Here is a 20,930-nt window from a genome sequence, read left to right on the forward strand (position 1 = left end):
CAGCGGTGAACCGAAAAATTGGAGTCGTTCAAATGCTGTTCTTTACCAAGTGTTCAGCCTTTGATTCCACGCTGACCCTCTTTGATATGGGTGGGGCCATGATCGACTGGGACCGGGTGAACTCTCTGCGCAACGATATCGGGGCAGAGGCATTTGATGAAGTCGTCGAGATCTTCCTTGAGGAAGTGCAGGAGATTATCGACAAACTGCGCGACGCGCCAGTTATTGCCGATCTTGAGCATGATCTGCATTCGCTGAAGAACGGCGCCCTAAACCTGGGCTTCGCCGATCTGTCATCCCTCTGCCTGAAGGGAGAGCGTGAGGCCGCCGCAGGTCAGGCCGATCAGTTCGATCTGACCCAGGTCGTGAGGCTGTTCGACACCGCGAGGGCACAGTTTCTCGACGAACTGCCCAGACGCCTGGCCGCCTGAGCGCGGCTACATCAGCTTGTAGAACTGGTCGAGCTTGAGACCACCCAGATCGCGCAGGGCTTTGGCACGCAATCCGCGCATACCGTGCAACCAGCGATCCCGATCGGTGGCCCGCAACTGCTCGAACTGCGCAACCTCGGCATGCGGCAGGATCATGAACCGCTCTTCAGCAATTCCCTGCATTACGCTTTGGGCCACCTGTTCGGGGGTGCGCAGGGCGGGGGTATTGGCGGCATCCTCGGCACTTAAGCCAATCAGCGGGGTCGCCACATATTGCGGACAGATCACAGACACCTTTACCCCGTCATCGAAATGACCGATAGCCAGCGACTCCGCGAAAGCCACGGCGGCATGTTTCGTCGCCGTATAGGCCGCATCGCCAATCTGGCTAAGCAGCCCGGCAGCAGACGCCATATTGACAAGATACCCGTCCCCACGCGCGATCATCCCGGGCAGCACCGCGCGTGCGGCGAAGACATGGCTCATCACATGGACGTCCCATTGCAACTGCCAAACTGCGTTATCGGCAGAGGCGGCATGCGACGGCTCACCCCGTCCAAGACCCGCGTTAGAGACAAAGATATCCACCTGACCGAACCGGTCTTCGGTCGCGGCGACAACGGCCTGAATATCTGCCTCCTGTGTGACATCACATGCAAGACCCAGGCCGCCAATCTCCTCTGCCAAGGTCACGGCAGCCGCGCCATCGAGGTCGGCCACGACAACCCGCGCACCCGCCTCCCCCATCTTGCGGGCCAGCGCCGCACCAATGCCGCTGGCCCCGCCGGTGATGATCACATTCTTGCCCGAAACGTCCATGCCATCCCTCCCTCAGATCACAAACTGGGCCACTGTCTCATCATTGGTGATGTCGGTATAGGTGAACCCTGCGTCATGGAGATGGGCGAAAAGCCTGTCGAAATTCTCGGGCGAGGAGGTTTCGATTCCAATCAGGACAGACCCGAAATTGCGCGCCGATTTCTTGAGGTATTCGAACCGCGCGATATCGTCATCGGGACCCAGAATGCCAAGAAACTCCTTGAGTGCGCCTGGCCGCTGCGGCAGGCGGAGGATAAAGTATTTCTTGGTCCCGGAGTAGCGTTGTGCGCGCTCCTTCACCTCCGGCAACCTCTCGAAATCAAAGTTTCCGCCCGAGGTGACACAGACAACCGATTTGCCACGCACCTGCCGCGCGACATCGCCCAGCGCCTCGACAGCCAAGGCCCCTGCGGGTTCCAGGACGATCCCCTCGACATTCAGCATCTCGATAATCGTGGTGCAGATGCGATCCTCCTCCAACACCAGCGCGTCACGGATGGGTGTGTGCTTCAACAGGTTGAACGTGCGCTCTCCGATCCGGCCTACCGCGGCGCCATCAACAAAGGTATCCACGTGATCCAGGGTCGTGGGATGCCCCGCCGCCAATGCGGCGCGCAGGCAAGCACCGCCCTTGGGTTCCACAAAGAACGGATAGGTCTGATCGCCGAAATAGGTCGCAACCCCCGATGACATGCCGCCCCCGCCGACCGGCAACACGATGTAGTCCGGCGCGCCGCCAAGCTGCGCCTCGATCTCCACCGCGACGGAGGCCTGCCCTTCGATCACATCCGGATCGTCAAAGGGCGACAGGAAATGCCCGCCCTGCTCGGCGGCATATGCCTGCGCTGAGGCGAGCGTGTCATCGAAGTAATCCCCCACCAGCGTGATCTCGACCGTGTCGCCGCCGAACATCCGGGTTTTCAGGATCTTCTGCTGCGGTGTGGTCACCGGCATAAAGATCACACCGCGCACCCCGAAATGCTTGCACATATAGGCCACGCCCTGCGCGTGATTGCCCGCACTGGCGCACACAAACAGCTTTTGACCGGGCAGCTTGCGCATCGCATTGAACGCACCGCGCAGCTTGTAGGACCGCACGGGGCTCAGATCCTCGCGCTTCAACCAGATATCGGCGCCGAACCGCTCCGACAGATGGGCGTTGAGTTGCAGCGGCGTTGCATCGAACACCGGGCGCATCTGGTCTGTGGCCGCGCGGGCCCTGTCGCGAAATTCCGTCATTTGCCCTGTCTGGCGCAGCCCGCCACACAACGCAAGCGCGCGCCGCCTTGTCCGGGGCGTGAAAACCCGTTAACAGCCAGCCGTTCCAAGCCAAAAAGGGAAGCCCCATGTCCGCGCCCAAAAAAGTTGTCCTTGCCTATTCCGGCGGTCTCGACACGTCGATCATCCTGAAATGGTTGCAGACGGAATATGGCTGCGAGGTGGTGACCTTTACCGCCGATCTGGGCCAGGGAGAGGAGCTGGACCCGGCGCGCGAAAAGGCTCTGATGCTGGGGATACCGGCCGAAAACATCTATATCGAAGATGTGCGCGAAGAGTTCGTGCGCGATTTCGTGTTCCCGATGTTTCGTGCCAATGCGGTCTATGAAGGGCTCTATCTGCTGGGCACGTCCATCGCTCGGCCCCTGATCTCCAAACGGCTGGTCGAGATTGCCGCCGAAACCGGCGCCGATGCCGTTTCGCACGGAGCCACCGGCAAAGGCAACGATCAGGTGCGTTTCGAACTGGCGGCCTATGCCCTGAACCCCGACATCAAGGTGATCGCGCCCTGGCGGGAATGGGACCTGACCAGCCGCACGAAACTGATCGACTTCGCCGAGAAGAACCAGATCCCAATTGCCAAGGACAAACGGGGCGAGGCGCCGTTTTCGGTGGATGCGAACCTGCTGCACACCTCGTCCGAGGGGAAAGTCCTCGAAGACCCCGGGGAAATGGCGCCCGATTACGTCTATCAGCGCACGGTGCATCCCGAAGACGCCCCCGATACTCCCGAATATGTCGAGATCGGGTTCGAGCGGGGCGATGCCGTGTCGGTCAATGGCGAGGCAATGTCGCCCGCCACGGTGCTGACCAAGTTGAATGAACTTGGCGGCAAACACGGATGTGGCCGTCTTGACTTGGTCGAGGGCCGGTTTGTCGGCATGAAATCCCGTGGTATCTATGAAACCCCCGGCGGAACCCTTTTGCTGGAGGCGCATCGCGGCATCGAATCCATCACGCTGGACCGGGGTGCCGCGCATCTCAAGGACGATCTGATGCCGCGTTATGCCGAACTGATCTATAACGGCTTCTGGTTCTCGCCCGAGCGCGAAATGCTGCAAGCCGCCATTGACGCCAGCCAGACCCACGTGACCGGCACCGTTCGCCTGAAGCTCTATAAAGGCAGCGCCCGCTGCGTCGGTCGCTGGTCGGATCATAGCCTTTATTCCGAGGCGCATGTCACGTTCGAGGAAGACGCCGGAGCCTATGATCAGAAAGACGCCGCCGGGTTCATCCAGCTTAACGCGCTGCGGCTGAAACTGCTTGCCGCACGGGAACGTCGGCTCAAAGGGTGACCTTTCGTTAGGCTTGCCCGAATGCGGAGACAGCGCCTATCCCCAAGAGGATTCAAGGGGGAAGGGTACACCATGCTGTCCGAGATCTTGCCGAAACTGCAAAAGGGGCTGGAAAACCGCCCCTTTAACGGCAGTCTGAAATTTGATTGCGGGGCCGACGGCGTGATCGTTCTGGCCGACGGTACGGCGACGGATGTCGATCAGGAAACCGATTGTACGCTCAGCCTGTCGCCTGAGAACTTGTCGAAACTGCTCATGGGCAAGCTTAACCCGATGACCGCCGTGATGATGGGCAAGATCAAGATATCGGGGAACCCGGCGGTGGCGATGAAACTGGGGGATCTGCTCAAATCCTGAGTGCGGCCAGCCGATTGTAATATGGCATCGCCATGTCCGCTACATGGGCCATTTCAGGCTCTAACTGGGGCAAATCCTCTTCGGCTCCTGCGAACCCGGTGGAGCGGTGGACCGCCCCGTACCAATGTCTTGCCCAGACACCGTCCCAAGGTTTCGGTCCCGCCTGCCAGCGCAGCATCGCGGGATCCCAGGGCAGATCAATCGCTGCGCACAGCTTGACCAGCATGCCTTCAGGGTCGCGGCGGATATCAAAGCTGTCGATGACAGGCCCCGGAAACCGGTTGAAAATCTCGACCTGCTGACGAAACCCGATATCGTCGAGCGTCGGGTTCTCACGTTTGGTCGCATAGCTCGCCACGACTCGGGCGGGATGGCGGATCAGATGTATGTTCACGCATGCCTCTGCCCAATCCAGGGGAAAGCCATCGAGCATATGAAACGCCATATGCTTCATATAGAAATGCGGCTTTCGCCTAGGGATAGAGTCTGAACAGCGCGCCGCAACAGCCTCTGGATCAGTTTCATCAGCCGCCAAGATCTCTGCGCGCATGGGGTGGTCGATCCCACTATGGCACAGATAGGCGGCATAGAACGGCTCATCCCAAGCCGCGAAATCGGACCGGCCGCCAAAGGCATACATCATTGCCGTAGAAAGATTGCGCGGCCCCGACCACATCGCAATCCGCATCAGGCACACTCCTGCACGATCAGATCCTTATAAAGCTCACGCAGCCGTTTCGTGACCGGCCCCATCTCTCCGGTCCCGATCTGGCGGCCGTCGATTTCGGCAACCGGAGTTTGCGCGCCAAACGTGCCGGTCAGAAACGCCTCGTCCGCGCCATAGGTGTCGACCAGGGAATAGTTCCGCTCGAACACCGGAATGTCATTGGCACGGCACAGATCGATCACCTTGGCCCGCGTGATCCCGTTCATGCAGTAATCCCCGGTAGAGGTCCAAACCTCTCGGCCGCGGACGATGAAGAAGTTGCAGGCGTTGGTCGTGTTCACGAACCCATGCACATCCAGCATCAACGCTTCGTCGGCGCCGGCTTTCTCGGCCGCAATACAGGCCAGGATGCAGTTCAGTTTGGAATGGGAGTTCAGTTTGGGATCCTGCGTCATTGGCAACCCGCGCAGATGCGGCACGGTGGCCAAGCGGATCGGACGCGGGATCGAGGGGCGCGAATGCTCCATGATGATCACCATCGTCGGCCCGGACCGGCTGAGGCCCGGATGCTGGAAGGGTCTGTGTTTCACCCCGCGGGTCACCATCAGCCGCGCATGGGCGTCTGTGGTCATCTGATTGGCGTGTTGTGTCTCTAACAAAGCGGAAATCACGCCATTCCGATCCAACCCAATGTCCAGATCAATGGCCTTGGCGGCCTCGAACAACCGGTCGATATGGGCATCCAGAAACGCCCAGGTCCCATCATAAAGGCGCAGCCCCTCCCACACGCCATCGCCCAGCATGAACCCGCTGTCATAGACGCTGACCGTGGCCTGTGCCTTGGGCAAGATGCGCCCGTCGACATAGATCAGGATCTGATCGTTGCGGGCGTCTTCTTCGGCCTGATGTGTGGTGACTTTGTGATCCATCGACCCCTCCGATTTTGGGCACGCTAGGCCTGAGGATCGCAACTGCCAAGTGGTAAAATCCTGTCACCAGCCTGTGACATTCGGTGTCAGGCAATTGCGCGAAGGCGGTTCACCCGGCAGTCTGTGAAGACATCGGAGGTTTTAGCCATGACACTTGCCAACAACATCAAGCCGCTTGTCCTGAGTGTTCTGATCATGATGGGCCTGGTTGTGAAAGCGAATGAGGCGCATGCCGCCCAGACCGAGACATTGACCGTCGCGGGCGGATGTTTCTGGTGCGTCGAGGCCGATTTCGAGAAGGTTCCGGGCGTATCGGAGGTGATCTCGGGGTTTACCGGCGGATCTATATCCAACCCCACGTATAAGCAGGTGGTAGGCGGTGACACCGGTCATGTGGAGGCCGTGCAAATCCAGTTCGATCCCTCGATCGTAACGCGCGATGAGCTGTTGAGTAAATTCATCCGCTCCGTTGATCCGACGGACGCGGGCGGTCAGTTCTGTGATCGCGGTTTTTCCTATACCACCGCGATATTCGTCTCTAACCCGCAGGAAAGCGAACGGGCCCGAGCCATCCTTGCCAAAGCACAAAAAGAGCTTGGCCAGTCAATTGTGACCCCGGTGCGCGACATCGCCCCGTTTTATGAGGCCGAGGCCTATCATCAGGATTACTATAAAAGCCGAGGTCTGATCATCACCCGAGCCGGTCCCAAGAGCAAAGCGAACGCCTATAAGTTCTATCGGGAGGCCTGTGGTCGCGATCAACGCGTGCGGGAACTTTGGGGCAGTGCCGCGCCCTTTGCCGATGGCTGAGGCGCCTTAGTCCTGTATCAGATCCTGGAGGTCCTTGAGATCGGGGATCACATCCGCCGTTCCACGCCGCGTCACCATGATCGACGCCGCAAGCACTGCCTGAGAGATCGCCTGCGGCATCGGCATGCCCCGATCCAGCCCGGCCAGAACATATCCGGTAAACGTGTCACCCGCGCCAGTCGTATCAACCGCCTGGACCTGTCGCGCGGCGAATACCTGATCGGAGCCCCTTTCGGTGCTGATCCACCGCGCGCCCCGGGCGCCCAGCGTTACGATCACATCACGCACCGCCAGATCGGTGACCGGGCGGCCCAGCGCGTGTTCCAGCTGCTCCGCCTCCACCGCATTCAGGATCAGCAAGTCCAGATACGCAAGGACGGCTTGAACCGCTCCAGCCTCGAACGGGGCGGCAGCATAACAGACCGTCAACCCCATGTCGTGGCCCAGGCGCGCCGCCTCAATCTGGGCATTTGTTTCATTCTGCATCACCAGAAAATCGCCGGTTTGTGCCTGTGTCAGAGCCGCTCTTAGCCGCTCGACCGGGATGTCTCGATTTGCTCCGGGAAAGATGATGATCTGATTCTCGCCCGATCCTTCGACCGCGACAATGGCGTGACCGGTTGGCACGTCGACCTGCACGATATGGCCGGTATCAACGCCGTATTCCATCAAGCGCTCCACCGCCCAGCGCCCATCCGCCCCGACTGCCCCGATATGGCACACGCGGGCCGCCGCCCGGGCCACGGCCACAGACATGTTCGCGCCCTTGCCGCCCAGAAACTCGGCTTTGGTCGCGGCCGAAACCGTCTCACCCCGACCCGGCAGGCGATCCATCCCATAGACCAGGTCGAGGTTGATCGAGCCGAGGTTCCAGATCGTCATCAGCCAATCTCGCACGAGGCCAGAACGGCCATGTTCAAAATGTCATTCGCCGTCGCCACCGTGGAGCAAATCTGGATCGGCCTGTCGACCCCTGTCAGGATCGGACCGATCACTGTGGCGCCGCCCATCTCCTGCATCAGCTTGACCGAGATACTGGCCGAATGCCGCGCAGGCACCACAAGGATGTTTGCAGGGCCCGAAAGGCGGCAGAACGGGTACTGCGCCTGTGCCTGTTCGTTCAAAGCCACATCGACGGTCATCTCGCCCTCATACTCAAACGAGACGCCGCGCCGCTCCAGAACTCTGGGCGCCTGGTGCATCTTTTCGGCCCGCTCGGACACCGGGTACCCAAAGGTGGAAAAGCTGACAAAGGCCACGCGCGGCTCCAGACCCATGTGGCGGGCCACATCGGCGGCACGCTCTGCGATATTGGCCAGATCCTCGTCATCTGGCCATTCATGCACCAATGTGTCAGCGATCAGAACGATCCGGCCTTTGTGCAGCAGCGCGGTGATACCGGCCGCGCCATGGGCCGCATCCGCATCGAACACCTGGTTGATCCGGTCGAGCACATGCGCGCTTTTGCGCGTCGCCCCGGTCACCAGCCCGTCGCCATGCCCATGCGCCAGCATCAGCGAGGCGAACACGTGCCGGTCGCGCGCCGCCAGCCGGTGAATATCCTGGCGATCGAACCCCTTGCGCTGGAGCCGATCAAAGAGAAACGCCTTATAGGTGTCCAGATGTGCGGTATTGGCGGCATTGACCACCTCGATCTCGCGCACCGCATCGCCAAGGCCCGCCTGCTCCAGCTTGGCCTTGACGTCGTCGGACCGGCCCACGACCAGCGCCTTACCCAGACCGGAACGCTGATAGGTGACTGCGGCACGCAGCACACGCGGATCGTCCCCTTCGGCAAAGATCATACGGGCCTGCGCTGCGCGCGCACGCGCATTGAGGCCGCGCAGGATACTGGCCGTCGGATCCATCCGGGCCTTGAGGCTGACCTCATACGCGTCCATGTCGATGATCGGACGGCGCGCCGCGCCGGTATCCATACCCGCGCGCGCGACAGCAACCGGAATGCGGTGGATCAGCCGCGGGTCGAACGGTGTCGGAATGATGTAATCGCGCCCGAAGGCAAGACTTTTGCCATAGGCCAGGGCCACCTCATCCGGCACATCTTCGCGCGCCAGCGCGGCAAGGGCGTGGGCGCAGGCGATCTTCATCTCGTCATTGATCGCGCGGGCGTGGATATCCAGCGCGCCGCGAAAGAGATAGGGAAAACCCAGAACGTTGTTCACCTGATTGGGATAATCCGATCGCCCGGTGGCGACGATGGCATCGACGCGCACCTCATGTGCCTCTTCCGGCGTGATCTCAGGGTCTGGGTTGGCCATGGCAAAGATCACCGGGTTGTCGGCCATCGACGCGACCATATCCTGCGTCACGGCGCCCTTGGCCGAGACACCCAGAAATACGTCGGCACCGTTCATGGCATCATCCAGCGTGCGCATCTCGGTCTTGACCGCATGCGCCGATTTCCACTGGTTCATGCCTTCTGTGCGGCCCTGGTAGATCACGCCCTTGGTGTCGCACATGATGCAATTCTCATGCCGCGCCCCCATCGCCTTGAGCAGTTCCAGACAGGCGATCCCAGCCGCACCCGCGCCGTTCAGAACGATGCGCACTTCCTCGATCTTTTTGCCTGACAGATGCAGCGCATTGATCAGCCCTGCAGCGCAGATCACCGCGGTGCCATGCTGATCATCGTGGAAGACCGGGATATCCATCTCCTCCTTCAGACGCTGTTCGATGATGAAACACTCCGGCGCCTTGATGTCTTCCAGGTTGATACCCCCGAATGTCGGTCCCATCAGCCGCACGGCGCGGCAAAACTCATCGGGATCCTCGGTATCAAGCTCGATATCAATGGAGTTCACGTCCGCGAACCGTTTGAAGAGGACCGCCTTGCCCTCCATCACCGGTTTGGAGCCCAGCGCACCGAGATTTCCCAGACCCAGAACCGCCGTCCCGTTGGTGATCACCGCCACGAGGTTGCCCTTGTTGGTATAGTCATACGCCGTTTCGGGGTTTTCGGCGATCGCCTGGCACGGCACAGCGACACCCGGTGAATAGGCAAGCGACAGATCCCGCTGAGTCGTCATCGGCACTGTGGCCTGGATCTCGAACTTGCCCGGTGCGGGTTCAAGGTGAAAGGCCAAGGCCTCTTCGGACGTGATCTTGTTCTTGGCCATCTGTTCTGCCACTCCCTGATGCGGTTTTAGCCTCATAGCTTAGCGTCCCTCGGGTCTCAACGGGATTGCGTTTTCGCCTTTCGCGCGCGGGACGTGATTTGTAAGGTCGCGCGAACGGAACACCGGGGGATCTGCGTGAGCAACGTCACGCCCATGATGGCGCAATATCTTGAGATAAAGGAGGGTCATGTCGATGCGCTCCTCTTTTATCGCATGGGCGATTTCTATGAGATGTTCTTTGACGATGCCGTCGCCGCGGCCGAAGCCCTAGATATCGCGCTGACCAAACGTGGCAAACATGACGGCGCCGACATCCCGATGTGCGGCGTTCCGGTACATGCCGCCGAAGGGTATCTGCTGACCCTGATCCGCAAAGGGTTCCGCGTAGCCGTCTGCGAGCAGATGGAAAGCCCGGCAGAGGCGAAAAAGCGCGGATCCAAATCGGTGGTCAAGCGAGGTGTGGTCCGCCTGGTGACCCCCGGCACGCTGACCGAAGACGCACTGCTTGAGGCGCGGCGCCACAACTTTCTCGCCGCCTATGTCGATATCCGGGGAGAGGCCGCCCTGGCCTGGGCCGATATCTCGACCGGGGCGTTTCACGTGATGCCGCTCACCCCCGTCCGGCTGAGCCCGGAACTGGCCCGTCTTGCGCCGTCCGAGTTGATCCTCTCCGAGGCGGCAGAGAACGACCTGTGCGACTTGGTGTCTGACATGAGCGTTCCAATGACGCCGCTCTCGCGGTCCAGCTTTGACAGCGCAAACGCCGAAAAGCGGCTTTGTACTCTGTTCTCGGTTGGCACGCTCGACGCCTTTGCACCATTCGGACGGGCAGAGGTTTCGGCCATGGGTGCGCTTGTCGATTACCTTGACATCACGCAAAAGGGCAAACTCCCCTTGCTCCGCCCCCCACAGCGCGAGGCGCAGGACCGCGTTGTCCAGATTGATGCCGCCACGCGCCGCAATCTGGAACTGACCCAGGCGCTGTCCGGTGGGCGCGCCGGGTCGCTTTTGTCGGTCATGGATCGCACGACAACCGCAAGCGGCGCGCGATTGCTGGAGCAACGGCTTTCCAGCCCCTCGCGCGATCCTGAGATGGTGAGCGGGCGCCTCGCTGCTGTTACATTCTTTGTTGAGGACGCCTCCACGCGCGACACGATCCGGAACATGCTGCGCAAGGTGCCGGATCTGGACCGGGCGCTGTCACGGCTGTCGCTGGGTCGGGGTGGGCCCCGCGATCTGGCGGCGATCCGCACCGGTCTCATCCAGGCCGATCGGATCGCGAAAGATGCTGAGCCCCTCGACCTGCCACCGCTTTTGACAGACGCTGCGGGCGATCTGACCGGGCATGACGCGCTGATCGACCTGCTGGATCAGGCGTTGATCGCCGAACCGCCCCTTCTGGCGCGCGATGGCGGCTTCATCGCCGACGGGTTCGAGCCCGAGCTGGACGACGCTCGCACGCTGCGCGACGAGGGGCGATCCGTCATCGCCGGAATGCAGCAGGACTATATCGCCCAAACCGGTATCCCGTCGCTGAAGATCAAGCACAACAATGTGCTGGGCTATTTCATCGAAACCACCGCAACCCATGCGGACAGGATGCTGTCCCCACCCCTGTCGGACACGTTCATTCACCGTCAGACCACGGCCAACCAGGTCCGTTTCACCACCCTTCCCCTGTCAGAGATGGAAACAAAGATCCTCAGTGCCGGAGGTCGCGCCCTTGATATCGAAAAGCGGCTCTATGAAAGGCTGTCTGGCACAATTCTAGACTCAGCCGCGACGATAAACGCCACCGCACGGGCCTTGGCAGAGATTGATCTGGCCGCTTCTCTGGCGGATCTTGCCAAGGCCGAAAACTGGTGCCTGCCGGTCATCGACACCTCCCGCAGCTTTGCGATCTCTGGCGGACGGCACCCTGTCGTCGAACAGGCCTTGAAACGGCAAGGCGGTGGCAGTTTCATTGCCAATGACTGTACCCTGACGGCCGAGGATGGATCGGCGATCTGGCTTTTGACCGGGCCCAACATGGCGGGTAAATCGACCTTCCTACGACAGAACGCGCTGATTGCACTTTTGGCACAGATGGGCAGCTATGTCCCGGCAGAGGCGGCGCATATCGGCATGGTCAGCCAGATTTTCAGCCGTGTGGGCGCGTCCGACGATCTGGCGCGGGGCCGCTCGACCTTTATGGTCGAAATGGTCGAGACCGCAGCGATCCTGAACCAGGCCGATGACCGGGCCTTGGTCATCCTGGATGAAATCGGGCGCGGCACCGCCACCTATGATGGGCTCTCTATCGCCTGGGCAACGCTGGAGCACCTGCACGAGGTCAACCTGTGCCGCGCACTGTTTGCGACCCATTATCATGAACTGACCGCACTTGCCGGTAAGCTGGCCCATGTCGAAAACGCGACCGTCGCGGTCAAGGAGTGGGAGGGCGAGGTCATCTTCCTGCATGAAGTGCGCAAGGGCGCTGCCGATCGGAGCTATGGTGTGCAGGTTGCCCAACTGGCCGGGCTACCGAAATCTGTGGTGGAGCGCGCCCGGGTGGTCTTGGATGCGCTCGAGAAAGGCGAACGCGAAGGCGGATCGACCCAAAAGGCGATCATCGACGATCTTCCGCTGTTTTCCGCGGTCCCGCCACCGGCGCCACCCAGCCGGACGTCCCCGCTCGACGAGATGATCGACCAAATTCATCCCGATGAGCTGACACCGAAAGAAGCACTAAACCTGGTCTACAAACTCAAAGAGGCGGCCAAATCCTGATCGGCCCCTGCGCTTCTTCTCGCTCAAATACGCTACACGCCATCAGCGGCTGGCGCATCATCCGCCAGTATTGGACGACACCCCAACCTGCGCGGGCCTGAGCAGCCGGTCCGACAGCATGAACCCTTCGGCCGAGACCTGAATGATCTCTCCGGCCTTGGTGCCAGGCACCGGGGCCTCGAACATCGCCTCGTGATGCTGCGGATCGAATCTGTCGCCGACCTTTGGGGTGATCACTTCGATCCCGTGCTTTTTAAAGACGTTCAAAAGCTCCCGCATGGTCAATTCGACCCCTTCGATCAGCGCGGCCGCGGCGGCGCGCTGGTTCTCTCCGGCGGCATCCAGCGCGCGTTTAAGATTGTCATACACCGGCAGCATATCCCGCGCGAGCTTGGCACCGCCATATTGCTCGGCCTCACGCCGCGCCTTGTCGGACCGTTTGCGCGCATTCTCAGTCTCGGCCAGGGCGCGCATGAACTTGTCTTTGTAATCGTCGCGTTCGGCGCGCAGCGCGTCCAATTCAGCCTCCTCATCCGAGATTTCTGCCATCTCGTCTGCCAGGGCCTCGGCCTCGGCCTCGCTCACATCGTCGAGAAAGTCGTTTTCTTTGGGCTCTGCCATTCCTCAAACCTCTAGTTCCGGTCGGATATCAATCGCCCGACCAGCTGTGCCGTGTAATCGACAATCGGCACGATCCGTCCATAGTTCAGACGGGTGGGGCCGATTACCCCCACAGCACCGATGATCTTACGATCCGCGTTCATATATGGAGACACCACCAGAGAGGAACCCGAAAGTGAAAAAAGTTTGTTCTCTGAGCCGATAAAAATGCGGACACCTTCGCCATCTTCCGTGAGTTCCAGGAAATCAGCGATATCGCGTTTGCGCTCCAGGTCGTCAAAGAGCACGCGAATACGCTCCAGCTCTTCCTCGGCGCCTTCTGTCTCCAACAGGTTCGATCGACCGCGCACGATCAAACGCGCGCTTTCCGTCTCTTCCCCGTCCCAGATGGCCAGACCCGATTCGACCATCGCCCGAGCCAACTGGTCGATCTCCTGTCTGCGGTGCGAAATCTCTGACTGGATCACGCCGCGCAGATCGCCAAGCGTCTTGCCGTCAATCAGCGCATTGAGGAAATTCGACGCCTCCCGCATCGAGGACGGCGTGTGACCGGGAGGCGGGGTAAAGAGACGGTTCTCCACATGCCCGTCGGAAAACACCAAGACCACCAGGGCGCGATCCTGCGCCAGTGAGACAAAATCGATGTGTTTCAGCGCCGCTTCGCGTTTGGGGGTCAACACCAAAGACGCGCCGCGCGTCACCCCGGACAGCGCCGAGCCTACCCTGTCGAGCATCGAACCGACGTCCTGCGCATTGCTGGTAACTGTCGCGTCGATTCTCTCGCGATCGTCATCGTCCAGGTTGCTCACCTCAAGCAGTCCATCGACGAACATCCGCAGGCCCAGCTGGGTGGGCACGCGGCCCGCACTGACATGTGGACTGTCCAGCAGGCCCAGATACTCCAGATCGTGCATGACATTGCGGATCGTCGCGGCGCTGACCTTTTCACTCAGGGTGCGGGACAACGTGCGCGAGCCCACAGGGTCGCCGTTTTCCAGATAGGATTCAACAACCCGCCGAAACACCTCGCGCGAGCGGTCGTTCATCTCGTCCAGCAGATGTGATGCGTCTGACATACCGATCCTTCACTGGGCTGCCATTAAAATCGACGTGTCGCAAAGGTCAATCGGGCTTGCATCATCGACCCCCCCGGCGGTATCTCCGCCCAAGGTAAAAAAGGAAAATCCATGCGACCCTCAGGACGAGATCTAAGTGAAATGCGCGCGGTTTCAATCGAAACCGGCTTCACGAAACATGCCGAAGGGTCCTGCCTGATCAAGGTGGGCGAAACGCATGTACTTTGTACTGCCACGATTGAGGAGCGTGTCCCCCCCTTTATCAAGGGATCGGGCCTGGGTTGGGTGACGGCGGAATATGGAATGCTGCCGCGCGCAACCAACACACGGATGCGCCGTGAGGCAACCAGCGGAAAACAAGGCGGACGCACGGTCGAGATCCAGCGCCTGATCGGTCGGTCGCTGCGCGCAGGTGTGGACCGTGTCGCGCTGGGCGAACGGCAGATCACCGTTGATTGCGATGTGCTTCAGGCCGATGGCGGAACCCGTTGCGCCGCGATCACCGGCGGTTGGGTCGCCCTGCGCCTGGCGGTAAACAAACTGATGAAAGCCGGTGACGTGATCAGTGACCCCCTCCTCGATCCGGTCGCGGCGGTCAGCTGTGGGGTCTATGCCGGGCAAGCCGTTCTCGATCTCGATTATCCCGAGGATTCCGAGGCCGGCGTGGATGGCAACTTTATCATGACCGGCGCCAAACGCCTGATCGAGGTTCAGATGAGCGCCGAGGGATCGACCTATTCCCGCGATCAGATGAACCAGATGCTGGACCTGGCCGAAAAAGGCGTGGAAGAACTGGCCGCAGCGCAAAGGGCCGCCACTGCATGACACGCAAGTTCACCGGCGACCGGCTTTTGGTGGCGACCCATAATCAAGGCAAGCTGGAAGAGATCGCGCATCTGCTGGAGCCTTATGGCGTCAGTGTCGTGGGCGCCGCAGAGATGAACCTGCCCGAACCGGAAGAAACCGAAACCACTTTCGTCGGAAATGCCCGGATCAAAGCCCATGCAGCGGCCCAAGCCACCGGCCTGCCCGCTCTTTCGGACGATTCCGGCATCGAAATTGACGCGCTGAACGGGGCGCCAGGTGTCTATACAGCCGATTGGGCCGAAACGCCTCAGGGCCGTGACTTCGTGATGGCCATGACCCGCGCCCATGATGAGCTGGAGGCGATGAACGCTCCCCATCCGCGCAGCGCGCGGTTTTGCTGCACCCTGGTTCTGGCCTGGCCCGATGGTCATGACGAGGTGTTCCCCGGCGTCATGGAAGGCAAGATCGTCTGGCCCATGCGCGGCGATCAGGGGCATGGATATGATCCGGTCTTTCAACCCAACGGCCATGATCTGACATTCGGTCAGATGGACCGCTGGGAAAAGAACACAATCAGCCACCGGGCCGACGCTTTCCGCAAACTCGTCGCGGGCTGCTTTGACTGAAGATTGGCAGAACGGAGGCTTTGGCCTTTATATCCATTGGCCATTTTGCCAAGCCAAATGCCCCTATTGCGATTTCAACAGCCACGTGGTGCGCGATATCGATCAATCACGCTGGGTCAGAGCCTATATTCGTGAGCTGGATCGTGTCGCGGCCGAGCTGCCAAACAGGATCCTGAACACGATCTTTTTTGGCGGCGGCACCCCCAGTCTGATGGCGCCCGAAACGGTTGCGGCCATTCTGGATCACGTGAAACAGCTTTGGCCGATGGCCAATGCGCCCGAGATCACCTTGGAGGCCAATCCTGGCTCGGTTGAGGCCGGGAAGTTTCGCGGGTTCCGCGATGCGGGCGTCAATCGCATCTCTATGGGGATACAGGCACTGAATGATCGGGATCTACAAAGATTGGGCCGCATACATTCGGCCGCCGAGGCGATGGCGGCCTTTGACCTCGCACGAAGTCTTTTTGATCGGGTCAGTTTCGACCTGATCTATGCCCGGCAGGATCAAACGGTGCAAGCGTGGGAGGCCGAGCTGAAACAGGCTCTGACACTGGCGATTGATCACCTATCGCTCTACCAGCTCACCATTGAGGACGGCACCGCCTTTGGCGATCGCTATGCGCTGGGCAAGCTGCGGGGCCTGCCCGACGACGATAGCGCGGCTGACATGTACGATGTCACGCAAAATCTGTGTGCGCAGGCTGGCATGCTGAATTACGAGGTCTCGAACCATGCCCACCCAGGCGCGGAATCGCGCCACAACCTGATCTATTGGCGCTATGGGGATTATGCCGGGATCGGTCCCGGCGCCCATGGGCGGATCACGGTGGATGGCACACGGTATGCTACCGAATGCACCCGCATGCCCGGCGCCTGGCTGCACGCAGCAGAACGGGGGGGCGCCGAAACCGTGCGCGAACCTGTGTCACCCAAGGACCAGGCGCGGGAATACCTGCTTATGGGAATGAGAGTACGCGATGGGATTGATCGGGCCAGATACCAGCGGATGAGTGGTCAGGATTTCAATCCTCAAACCGTTGAACATTTGGTCGATTTGGGCATGATTAATGCCACTCTTGACCGATTATCTGTTACAAATCAAGGGCTTATGATCTTAAACACCATCATTACAGAACTGGCAGCGGACTAGGAACCGCTGAGCAACCGGCACAGCGTATCAAGGTCTTCAAGGCTTTCATACTTGATCGTTATCTGGCCTGCCTCCTGACCTGGTCGATGTTCGATCTGTACATTCAACCCCAAAGTAGCGGACAAATCCCCTTCCAACGCCTTGGTATCGGCGTCCTTTTCAGGCGCGGTGCGGGTCGGTCTCGTCCGCGGCGTGGTTTGAGATTTCGCCAGCTTCTCCGTCTCTCGAACCGAAAGGCCCTTTTTGACAACCATCTGCGCCAATGAAATCGGATCATCGGATGTGATCAGGGCCCGCGCGTGACCGGCGCTCAGATGCCCTTCCTGCAACATCTCCTGGACTACGTCCGGCAGGGTTAAGAGGCGCATCAGATTGGCAATATGACTGCGGCTCTTGCCCAAGGCTTCGGCCAGTTTTTCCTGGGTATGACCAAAGCGGTCCATCAGCTGCCGATACCCGGCCGCCTCCTCCACCGGGTTCAGGTCGGCCCGTTGGATGTTCTCGATGATGGCAACCTCGAGCACTTCGGTGTCGTCAAAATCTCGAACGATGACGGGGACTTCATGCAGTTGCGCCTGCTGAGCGGCCCGCCAGCGCCGTTCTCCAGCGACGATCTCGTATCCCGCGCCTTTGACCCGGACGATCAGCGGCTGAATGATGCCCTTTTCCCGGACAGACGCGGTCAGCTCATCCAACGCCTCTTTGGAGAAGCGGCGGCGAGGCTGGTCTGGATTGGCCTCAACCTTTTCAATCGGAACATGCTGATCCGCAGGCCGCGGCGCCTGTGTTTCGACAGGTTCGGTGGGGACATCCGCCATCAAGGCGGACAGCCCGCGACCCAAACCCCGGGCCTTGCTTTTCTTGTCTGCCATTTTGCTCTCCCCCTAGGCGGCTTTTCTACCGTGTTTATCCATGATTTCCTGAGCCAGTGCGCGGTATGCCTGAGCGCCCTGCGATTGTGGGTCATAGGACAAGACCGGCATCGCAAAAGACGGTGCCTCGCTCACCCGGACGTTGCGGGGAATCATGGTTCGGAACACCAGCTCCCCCAGATTGTCGCGCGCATCCTGTTCGACCTGTTGCGATAGATTATTGCGCCGGTCGAACATCGTCAAAACCACCCCCTCCAGACGCAGGTTCGGATTGGCGGTCTGTCTGACTTCGCGCACGCTGAGCATCAACTGCGACAACCCTTCCAATGCAAAGAACTCGCTTTGCAATGGCACAAGGACGGAGTGGGCCGCAACCATCGCATTCACTGTCAAAAGGTTCAACGAAGGTGGACAGTCTATAAGGATAAAGTCAAACCCATATGTATCCATCGCCGTCTGGCGCAACGCATCATGTAGAAGAAAACTGCGCTTTTCATTTGAAATCAGCTCAATATCCGCCGAACTCAGATCGACGGTTGCCGGAATGATGGACAGGTTTTCGACATCGGTCGTCTGAATCACATCGGCCAGAGGCGCATCGTCAACCAGCAGATCATAGGTTGTCAGATCCCGCTGCGCTCCTTGGATTCCCAGGCCGGTTGACGCGTTTCCCTGCGGATCGAGGTCGACGACCAGAACGCGCCGTCCGATTTCCGCCAAGGCGGCCGCAAGGTTGATGGCGGTGGTGGTTTTCCCGACCCCGCCTTTCTGGTTTGCAACGGCAATAATCCGGGGTCCGGTCGGGCGCGAAAGATCAGTCACGCGACACTCCTTCGATCTTCAAAATAGCGGCGGCCTCTTGCGTCTGACTTCTAATGGGTTCGCAGTTGAAATTCCAATACTTGCGCGCCTCTTCCACCTCTTTTTCCCAGTTTGCTCCCTTTTGAAACAACGCCGCCCCGCCTGGAGTCAAATGACGCTCTGCGTAAGCCAAAAGCCGATTCAAATCCGTTAATGCACGGGCAGAAAGGATATCCGCCCTTTGTGCTGGTACGGTTTCGATCCGATCGGTGAGAACGCAGGCGTTAAGATCCAACGTGCGAATCGCAGTACGGAGGAAAGCAGATTTGCGCTGATCGCTTTCGATGAGGGTAAAGCGAGTCTCGGGCCGCTGCTCCTTGGCCATAATTGCAACGACCACCCCGGGGAAGCCACCTCCGGATCCCAGGTCGACCCAGTGACCGGAGGCATCCGAACATCGCGCCACCTGAATCGAATCAACGATATGCCGCTCCCAGATATCGTCCTGTGATTTCTTCGATATGAGATTGATTTTGGGCGTCCACTTTAGGACCAGGTCAGCGAATGCTCTCAGACGTTCCTCTGTTTCACGTGAAACATTCGTCAGGGCGGACCCAGCGTTCATGCGGATTTCTTTTGAGCATGGCGCTTGATCCGTGCCAAGATCAGCGCCAGCGCTGCTGGCGTCATCCCATCTATACGTGAAGCCTGCAGCAAGTTTGCGGGTCTCGCCCGGGACAGCTTGATTTTCAGTTCATTTGAAAGGCTCTCAATCGACGTATAGTCAAGATCAGCCGGAATCGCCTGATCTTCGTCTTTCTTCAGCGATTCGACATCCTTCTTCTGCCGGTCAATGTAATTGGCATAAAGCGCGTCCCGTTCGATCTGCCGCCGCGTCGTCAGGTCATAGCCGTCCAACTCTGGGTCCAGCGGGACAAGATCCTCAAAACAGACATCCGGGAATGCCAAAACCGCCATTCCTGTCCGGCGCGTCCCATCCTGGTTGATCGAGATCCCAGCCGCCTGTACCTGTTTTGGCGTATATGTGATGGAGGAAAGGCGATGCTGGACCTTCTCTAGCTGCTCCATCTTTGTCCGGAAAACAGATGCGCGCTTCTCCCCGACGCAGCCCAAGTCCAAACCGAACGGCGTCAACCGCTGATCCGCATTATCCGCCCGCAAGGACAAACGAAATTCCGCGCGTGAGGTAAACATACGATAGGGTTCTGTGACGCCCCGTGTGGTCAAATCGTCGATCATCACCCCGATATAGCTGTTGGCGCGACTAAATGTGATCGACTCACGCCCTTGAACAGCGAGCGCAGCATTGAGCCCTGCGACCATACCCTGAGCTGCGGCCTCCTCATATCCTGTGGTTCCATTGATTTGACCCGCTAGATATAGACCTTTGATATCCTTCAGCGCCAATTGCGGCGTGAGCGCCCGCGGGTCGACATAGTCATACTCGATCGCATATCCGGGCTGGAGGATGACAGCCTTCTCCAGGCCTTTAATCGAATGTACATAGGCCTCTTGCACCTCCATGGGCAAGGACGTCGAAATCCCATTCGGATAGATCGTGTGATCGTCGACGCCTTCCGGCTCAAGAAAGATCTGATGCGAAGTTTTCTCCGAGAACCGCACGACCTTGTCCTCAATGGACGGGCAATACCGCGGTCCAATCCCGTCTATATGACCACCATACATTGCTGACCGAAAGAGGTTTTTTTCTATTATCTCATGGGTTTGCGGGTTCGTATGCGTGATGCCGCATGAAATCTGCCGGGCTGAAACAGCCGTCGAAAGAAAGGAAAAAAATGTGGGATCGTCATCTCCGGGCTGCATGTCCAGCCCATCCCATTTGATTGTGCGCCCATCTAACCTGGGCGGAGTCCCGGTCTTCAGACGTCCGAGCGGCAAATCAAAGGAATCGATGCGTTCAGCCAGTTTGACCGAAGGTTTGTCACCCATGCGGCCGCCTGGACGTGCCACGTCGCCTATATGAATAACGCCCCGCAAGAATGTCCCTGTGGTCAAAACAACGGCCTCGGCGTTGATTTGGAGTCCATCCTCTAACACCACACCGGTGACATTTTCCCCTCGCAGGATGAAATCCACGACCTCGCCTTCGAGAATTGTCAAATTCGGTTGCGCCTCGGTCTCTGCGAGCATGGTGTCCCGATAGATTTTTCGATCGGCCTGGGCACGTGGGCCTTGCACGGCAGGTCCCTTTCGACGGTTCAGCAGGCGAAACTGAATACCCGCACGGTCCGCGACACGGCCCATCACCCCATCCAACGCATCAATTTCACGAACCAGGTGCCCCTTTCCAAGACCGCCAATTGCTGGGTTGCAGGACATCACCCCAATCCCTGCCCCCGTCAACGTGATGAGTGCGGTTTGGGCGCCCATACGCGCAGAGGCATGCGCAGCCTCTGCTCCCGCATGTCCGCCGCCGATCACAATGACATCAAAATGTTTCACG

General features: G+C 59.6%; 20 protein-coding genes. 8 read left to right on the top strand and 12 right to left on the bottom strand.

The features are described from left to right. Positions 1-32: 32 nt before the first annotated feature. On the top strand, positions 33-431 hold the full coding sequence (locus HEP69_RS00495) for an Hpt domain-containing protein (RefSeq protein ID WP_290556549.1): 399 nt from the start codon (positions 33-35) through the stop codon (positions 429-431). Positions 432-437: 6 nt separating this feature from the next. Here the strand turns inward: HEP69_RS00495 and HEP69_RS00500 are convergent, their stop codons facing one another. Then, a complete protein-coding gene (locus HEP69_RS00500) occupies positions 438-1,250 on the bottom strand; it encodes an SDR family oxidoreductase (RefSeq protein WP_290556550.1) in 813 nt (270 codons plus the stop codon). Between the two features lie 12 nt (positions 1,251-1,262). Further along, a complete protein-coding gene (gene ilvA / locus HEP69_RS00505) occupies positions 1,263-2,489 on the bottom strand; it encodes a threonine ammonia-lyase IlvA (protein WP_290556551.1) in 1,227 nt (408 codons plus the stop codon). A gap of 107 nt (positions 2,490-2,596) precedes the next feature. Between ilvA and HEP69_RS00510 the strand changes: the two genes are divergently transcribed. Then, positions 2,597-3,823 (top strand): argininosuccinate synthase, encoded by a 1,227-nt coding sequence (locus HEP69_RS00510; protein WP_290556552.1) that lies wholly within the window; start codon positions 2,597-2,599, stop codon positions 3,821-3,823. A 72-nt stretch (positions 3,824-3,895) separates the two neighbouring features. After that, positions 3,896-4,180, top strand: coding sequence for an SCP2 sterol-binding domain-containing protein (locus HEP69_RS00515; RefSeq protein ID WP_290556553.1), 285 nt, complete (start codon positions 3,896-3,898; stop codon positions 4,178-4,180). Here the strand turns inward: HEP69_RS00515 and HEP69_RS00520 are convergent. Both HEP69_RS00520 and HEP69_RS00525 read right to left on the bottom strand, forming a co-directional pair. After that, the gene (locus HEP69_RS00520) at positions 4,170-4,868 is read right to left on the bottom strand and encodes an HAD family hydrolase (protein WP_290556554.1); all 699 of its coding nucleotides are present in this window, start codon (positions 4,866-4,868) and stop codon (positions 4,170-4,172) included. The two genes, HEP69_RS00515 and HEP69_RS00520, sit on opposite strands and share 11 nt — an antisense overlap. After that, positions 4,868-5,776: a D-amino acid aminotransferase gene (locus tag HEP69_RS00525; RefSeq protein WP_290556555.1), complete on the bottom strand. Its 909-nt coding sequence runs from the start codon at positions 5,774-5,776 to the stop codon at positions 4,868-4,870. Before HEP69_RS00525 ends, HEP69_RS00520 begins: the two co-directional genes overlap by 1 nt. 147 nt (positions 5,777-5,923) lie before the next feature. On the opposite strand from HEP69_RS00525, the gene msrA reads away from it, so the two are divergent. Next, positions 5,924-6,586, top strand: coding sequence for a peptide-methionine (S)-S-oxide reductase MsrA (gene msrA / locus HEP69_RS00530; RefSeq protein ID WP_290556556.1), 663 nt, complete (start codon positions 5,924-5,926; stop codon positions 6,584-6,586). Positions 6,587-6,592: 6 nt separating this feature from the next. Here the strand turns inward: msrA and HEP69_RS00535 are convergent, their stop codons facing one another. Next, a complete protein-coding gene (locus HEP69_RS00535; RefSeq protein WP_290556557.1) occupies positions 6,593-7,468 on the bottom strand; it encodes a ribokinase in 876 nt (291 codons plus the stop codon). Beyond that, positions 7,468-9,723, bottom strand: a complete 2,256-nt coding sequence (locus tag HEP69_RS00540) for an NADP-dependent malic enzyme (protein WP_290556558.1) — start codon at positions 9,721-9,723, stop codon at positions 7,468-7,470. The genes HEP69_RS00535 and HEP69_RS00540 overlap by 1 nt, the downstream gene beginning before the upstream one ends. 153 nt (positions 9,724-9,876) lie before the next feature. Here HEP69_RS00540 and mutS point away from each other — a divergent pair, with 153 nt between their 5' ends. Further along, positions 9,877-12,492 carry a DNA mismatch repair protein MutS gene (gene mutS / locus HEP69_RS00545; RefSeq protein ID WP_290556688.1) on the top strand — a complete coding sequence of 872 codons (2,616 nt, stop codon included), beginning with the start codon at positions 9,877-9,879 and terminating at the stop codon, positions 12,490-12,492. 57 nt (positions 12,493-12,549) lie between these two features. Here mutS and HEP69_RS00550 read toward each other — a convergent pair whose 3' ends face one another. After that, positions 12,550-13,113, bottom strand: a complete 564-nt coding sequence (locus HEP69_RS00550; RefSeq protein ID WP_290556559.1) for a nucleotide exchange factor GrpE — start codon at positions 13,111-13,113, stop codon at positions 12,550-12,552. A gap of 11 nt (positions 13,114-13,124) precedes the next feature. Then, the gene (gene hrcA / locus HEP69_RS00555) at positions 13,125-14,189 is read right to left on the bottom strand and encodes a heat-inducible transcriptional repressor HrcA (protein ID WP_290556560.1); all 1,065 of its coding nucleotides are present in this window, start codon (positions 14,187-14,189) and stop codon (positions 13,125-13,127) included. A 111-nt stretch (positions 14,190-14,300) separates the two neighbouring features. On the opposite strand from hrcA, the gene rph reads away from it, so the two are divergent. From rph to hemW, 3 genes are read left to right on the top strand one after another with little or no spacing between them, the layout of a single operon-like run. Then, positions 14,301-15,014: a ribonuclease PH gene (gene rph / locus HEP69_RS00560; protein WP_290556561.1), complete on the top strand. Its 714-nt coding sequence runs from the start codon at positions 14,301-14,303 to the stop codon at positions 15,012-15,014. Beyond that, on the top strand, positions 15,011-15,622 hold the full coding sequence (gene rdgB / locus HEP69_RS00565) for an RdgB/HAM1 family non-canonical purine NTP pyrophosphatase (protein ID WP_290556562.1): 612 nt from the start codon (positions 15,011-15,013) through the stop codon (positions 15,620-15,622). Before rph ends, rdgB begins: the two co-directional genes overlap by 4 nt. Beyond that, positions 15,615-16,772 carry a radical SAM family heme chaperone HemW gene (gene hemW, locus HEP69_RS00570; RefSeq protein WP_290556563.1) on the top strand — a complete coding sequence of 386 codons (1,158 nt, stop codon included), beginning with the start codon at positions 15,615-15,617 and terminating at the stop codon, positions 16,770-16,772. Before rdgB ends, hemW begins: the two co-directional genes overlap by 8 nt. On the opposite strand, the gene HEP69_RS00575 is transcribed toward hemW, so the two are convergent. From HEP69_RS00575 to mnmG, 4 genes are read right to left on the bottom strand one after another with little or no spacing between them, the layout of a single operon-like run. Then, complete coding sequence (locus tag HEP69_RS00575; RefSeq protein ID WP_290556564.1) at positions 16,769-17,644, bottom strand: ParB/RepB/Spo0J family partition protein; 876 nt, start codon at positions 17,642-17,644, stop codon at positions 16,769-16,771. The two genes, hemW and HEP69_RS00575, sit on opposite strands and share 4 nt — an antisense overlap. A gap of 12 nt (positions 17,645-17,656) precedes the next feature. Beyond that, the gene (locus HEP69_RS00580; RefSeq protein WP_290556565.1) at positions 17,657-18,466 is read right to left on the bottom strand and encodes an AAA family ATPase; all 810 of its coding nucleotides are present in this window, start codon (positions 18,464-18,466) and stop codon (positions 17,657-17,659) included. After that, on the bottom strand, positions 18,459-19,070 hold the full coding sequence (rsmG, locus tag HEP69_RS00585; protein WP_290556566.1) for a 16S rRNA (guanine(527)-N(7))-methyltransferase RsmG: 612 nt from the start codon (positions 19,068-19,070) through the stop codon (positions 18,459-18,461). The genes HEP69_RS00580 and rsmG overlap by 8 nt, the downstream gene beginning before the upstream one ends. Continuing rightward, positions 19,067-20,929: a tRNA uridine-5-carboxymethylaminomethyl(34) synthesis enzyme MnmG gene (gene mnmG / locus HEP69_RS00590; RefSeq protein ID WP_290556567.1), complete on the bottom strand. Its 1,863-nt coding sequence runs from the start codon at positions 20,927-20,929 to the stop codon at positions 19,067-19,069. The genes rsmG and mnmG overlap by 4 nt, the downstream gene beginning before the upstream one ends. Between the last annotated feature and the right edge of the window lies 1 nt (position 20,930).

The organism is Aestuariivita sp. (assembly GCF_021404545.1).
Classification (GTDB): Bacteria; Pseudomonadota; Alphaproteobacteria; order Rhodobacterales; family Rhodobacteraceae; genus Aestuariivita.

Bases quoted from the DNA above. Each gene is read 5' to 3' on its own strand.
- HEP69_RS00575 (WP_290556564.1), bottom strand. From the start codon at position 17,644: ATGGCAGACAAGAAAAGCAAGGCCCGGGGTTTGGGTCGCGGGCTGTCC.
- HEP69_RS00535 (WP_290556557.1), bottom strand. From the start codon at position 7,468: ATGACGATCTGGAACCTCGGCTCGATCAACCTCGACCTGGTCTATGGG.
- HEP69_RS00525 (WP_290556555.1), bottom strand. From the start codon at position 5,776: ATGGATCACAAAGTCACCACACATCAGGCCGAAGAAGACGCCCGCAAC.
- HEP69_RS00510 (WP_290556552.1), top strand. From the start codon at position 2,597: ATGTCCGCGCCCAAAAAAGTTGTCCTTGCCTATTCCGGCGGTCTCGAC.
- HEP69_RS00550 (WP_290556559.1), bottom strand. From the start codon at position 13,113: ATGGCAGAGCCCAAAGAAAACGACTTTCTCGACGATGTGAGCGAGGCC.
- rsmG (WP_290556566.1), bottom strand. From the start codon at position 19,070: ATGAACGCTGGGTCCGCCCTGACGAATGTTTCACGTGAAACAGAGGAA.
- HEP69_RS00540 (WP_290556558.1), bottom strand. From the start codon at position 9,723: ATGGCCAAGAACAAGATCACGTCCGAAGAGGCCTTGGCCTTTCACCTT.
- ilvA (WP_290556551.1), bottom strand. From the start codon at position 2,489: ATGACGGAATTTCGCGACAGGGCCCGCGCGGCCACAGACCAGATGCGC.
- rdgB (WP_290556562.1), top strand. From the start codon at position 15,011: ATGACACGCAAGTTCACCGGCGACCGGCTTTTGGTGGCGACCCATAAT.
- HEP69_RS00515 (WP_290556553.1), top strand. From the start codon at position 3,896: ATGCTGTCCGAGATCTTGCCGAAACTGCAAAAGGGGCTGGAAAACCGC.
- mutS (WP_290556688.1), top strand. From the start codon at position 9,877: ATGATGGCGCAATATCTTGAGATAAAGGAGGGTCATGTCGATGCGCTC.
- hrcA (WP_290556560.1), bottom strand. From the start codon at position 14,189: ATGTCAGACGCATCACATCTGCTGGACGAGATGAACGACCGCTCGCGC.
- HEP69_RS00495 (WP_290556549.1), top strand. From the start codon at position 33: ATGCTGTTCTTTACCAAGTGTTCAGCCTTTGATTCCACGCTGACCCTC.
- HEP69_RS00500 (WP_290556550.1), bottom strand. From the start codon at position 1,250: ATGGACGTTTCGGGCAAGAATGTGATCATCACCGGCGGGGCCAGCGGC.
- rph (WP_290556561.1), top strand. From the start codon at position 14,301: ATGCGACCCTCAGGACGAGATCTAAGTGAAATGCGCGCGGTTTCAATC.
- msrA (WP_290556556.1), top strand. From the start codon at position 5,924: ATGACACTTGCCAACAACATCAAGCCGCTTGTCCTGAGTGTTCTGATC.
- HEP69_RS00520 (WP_290556554.1), bottom strand. From the start codon at position 4,868: ATGCGGATTGCGATGTGGTCGGGGCCGCGCAATCTTTCTACGGCAATG.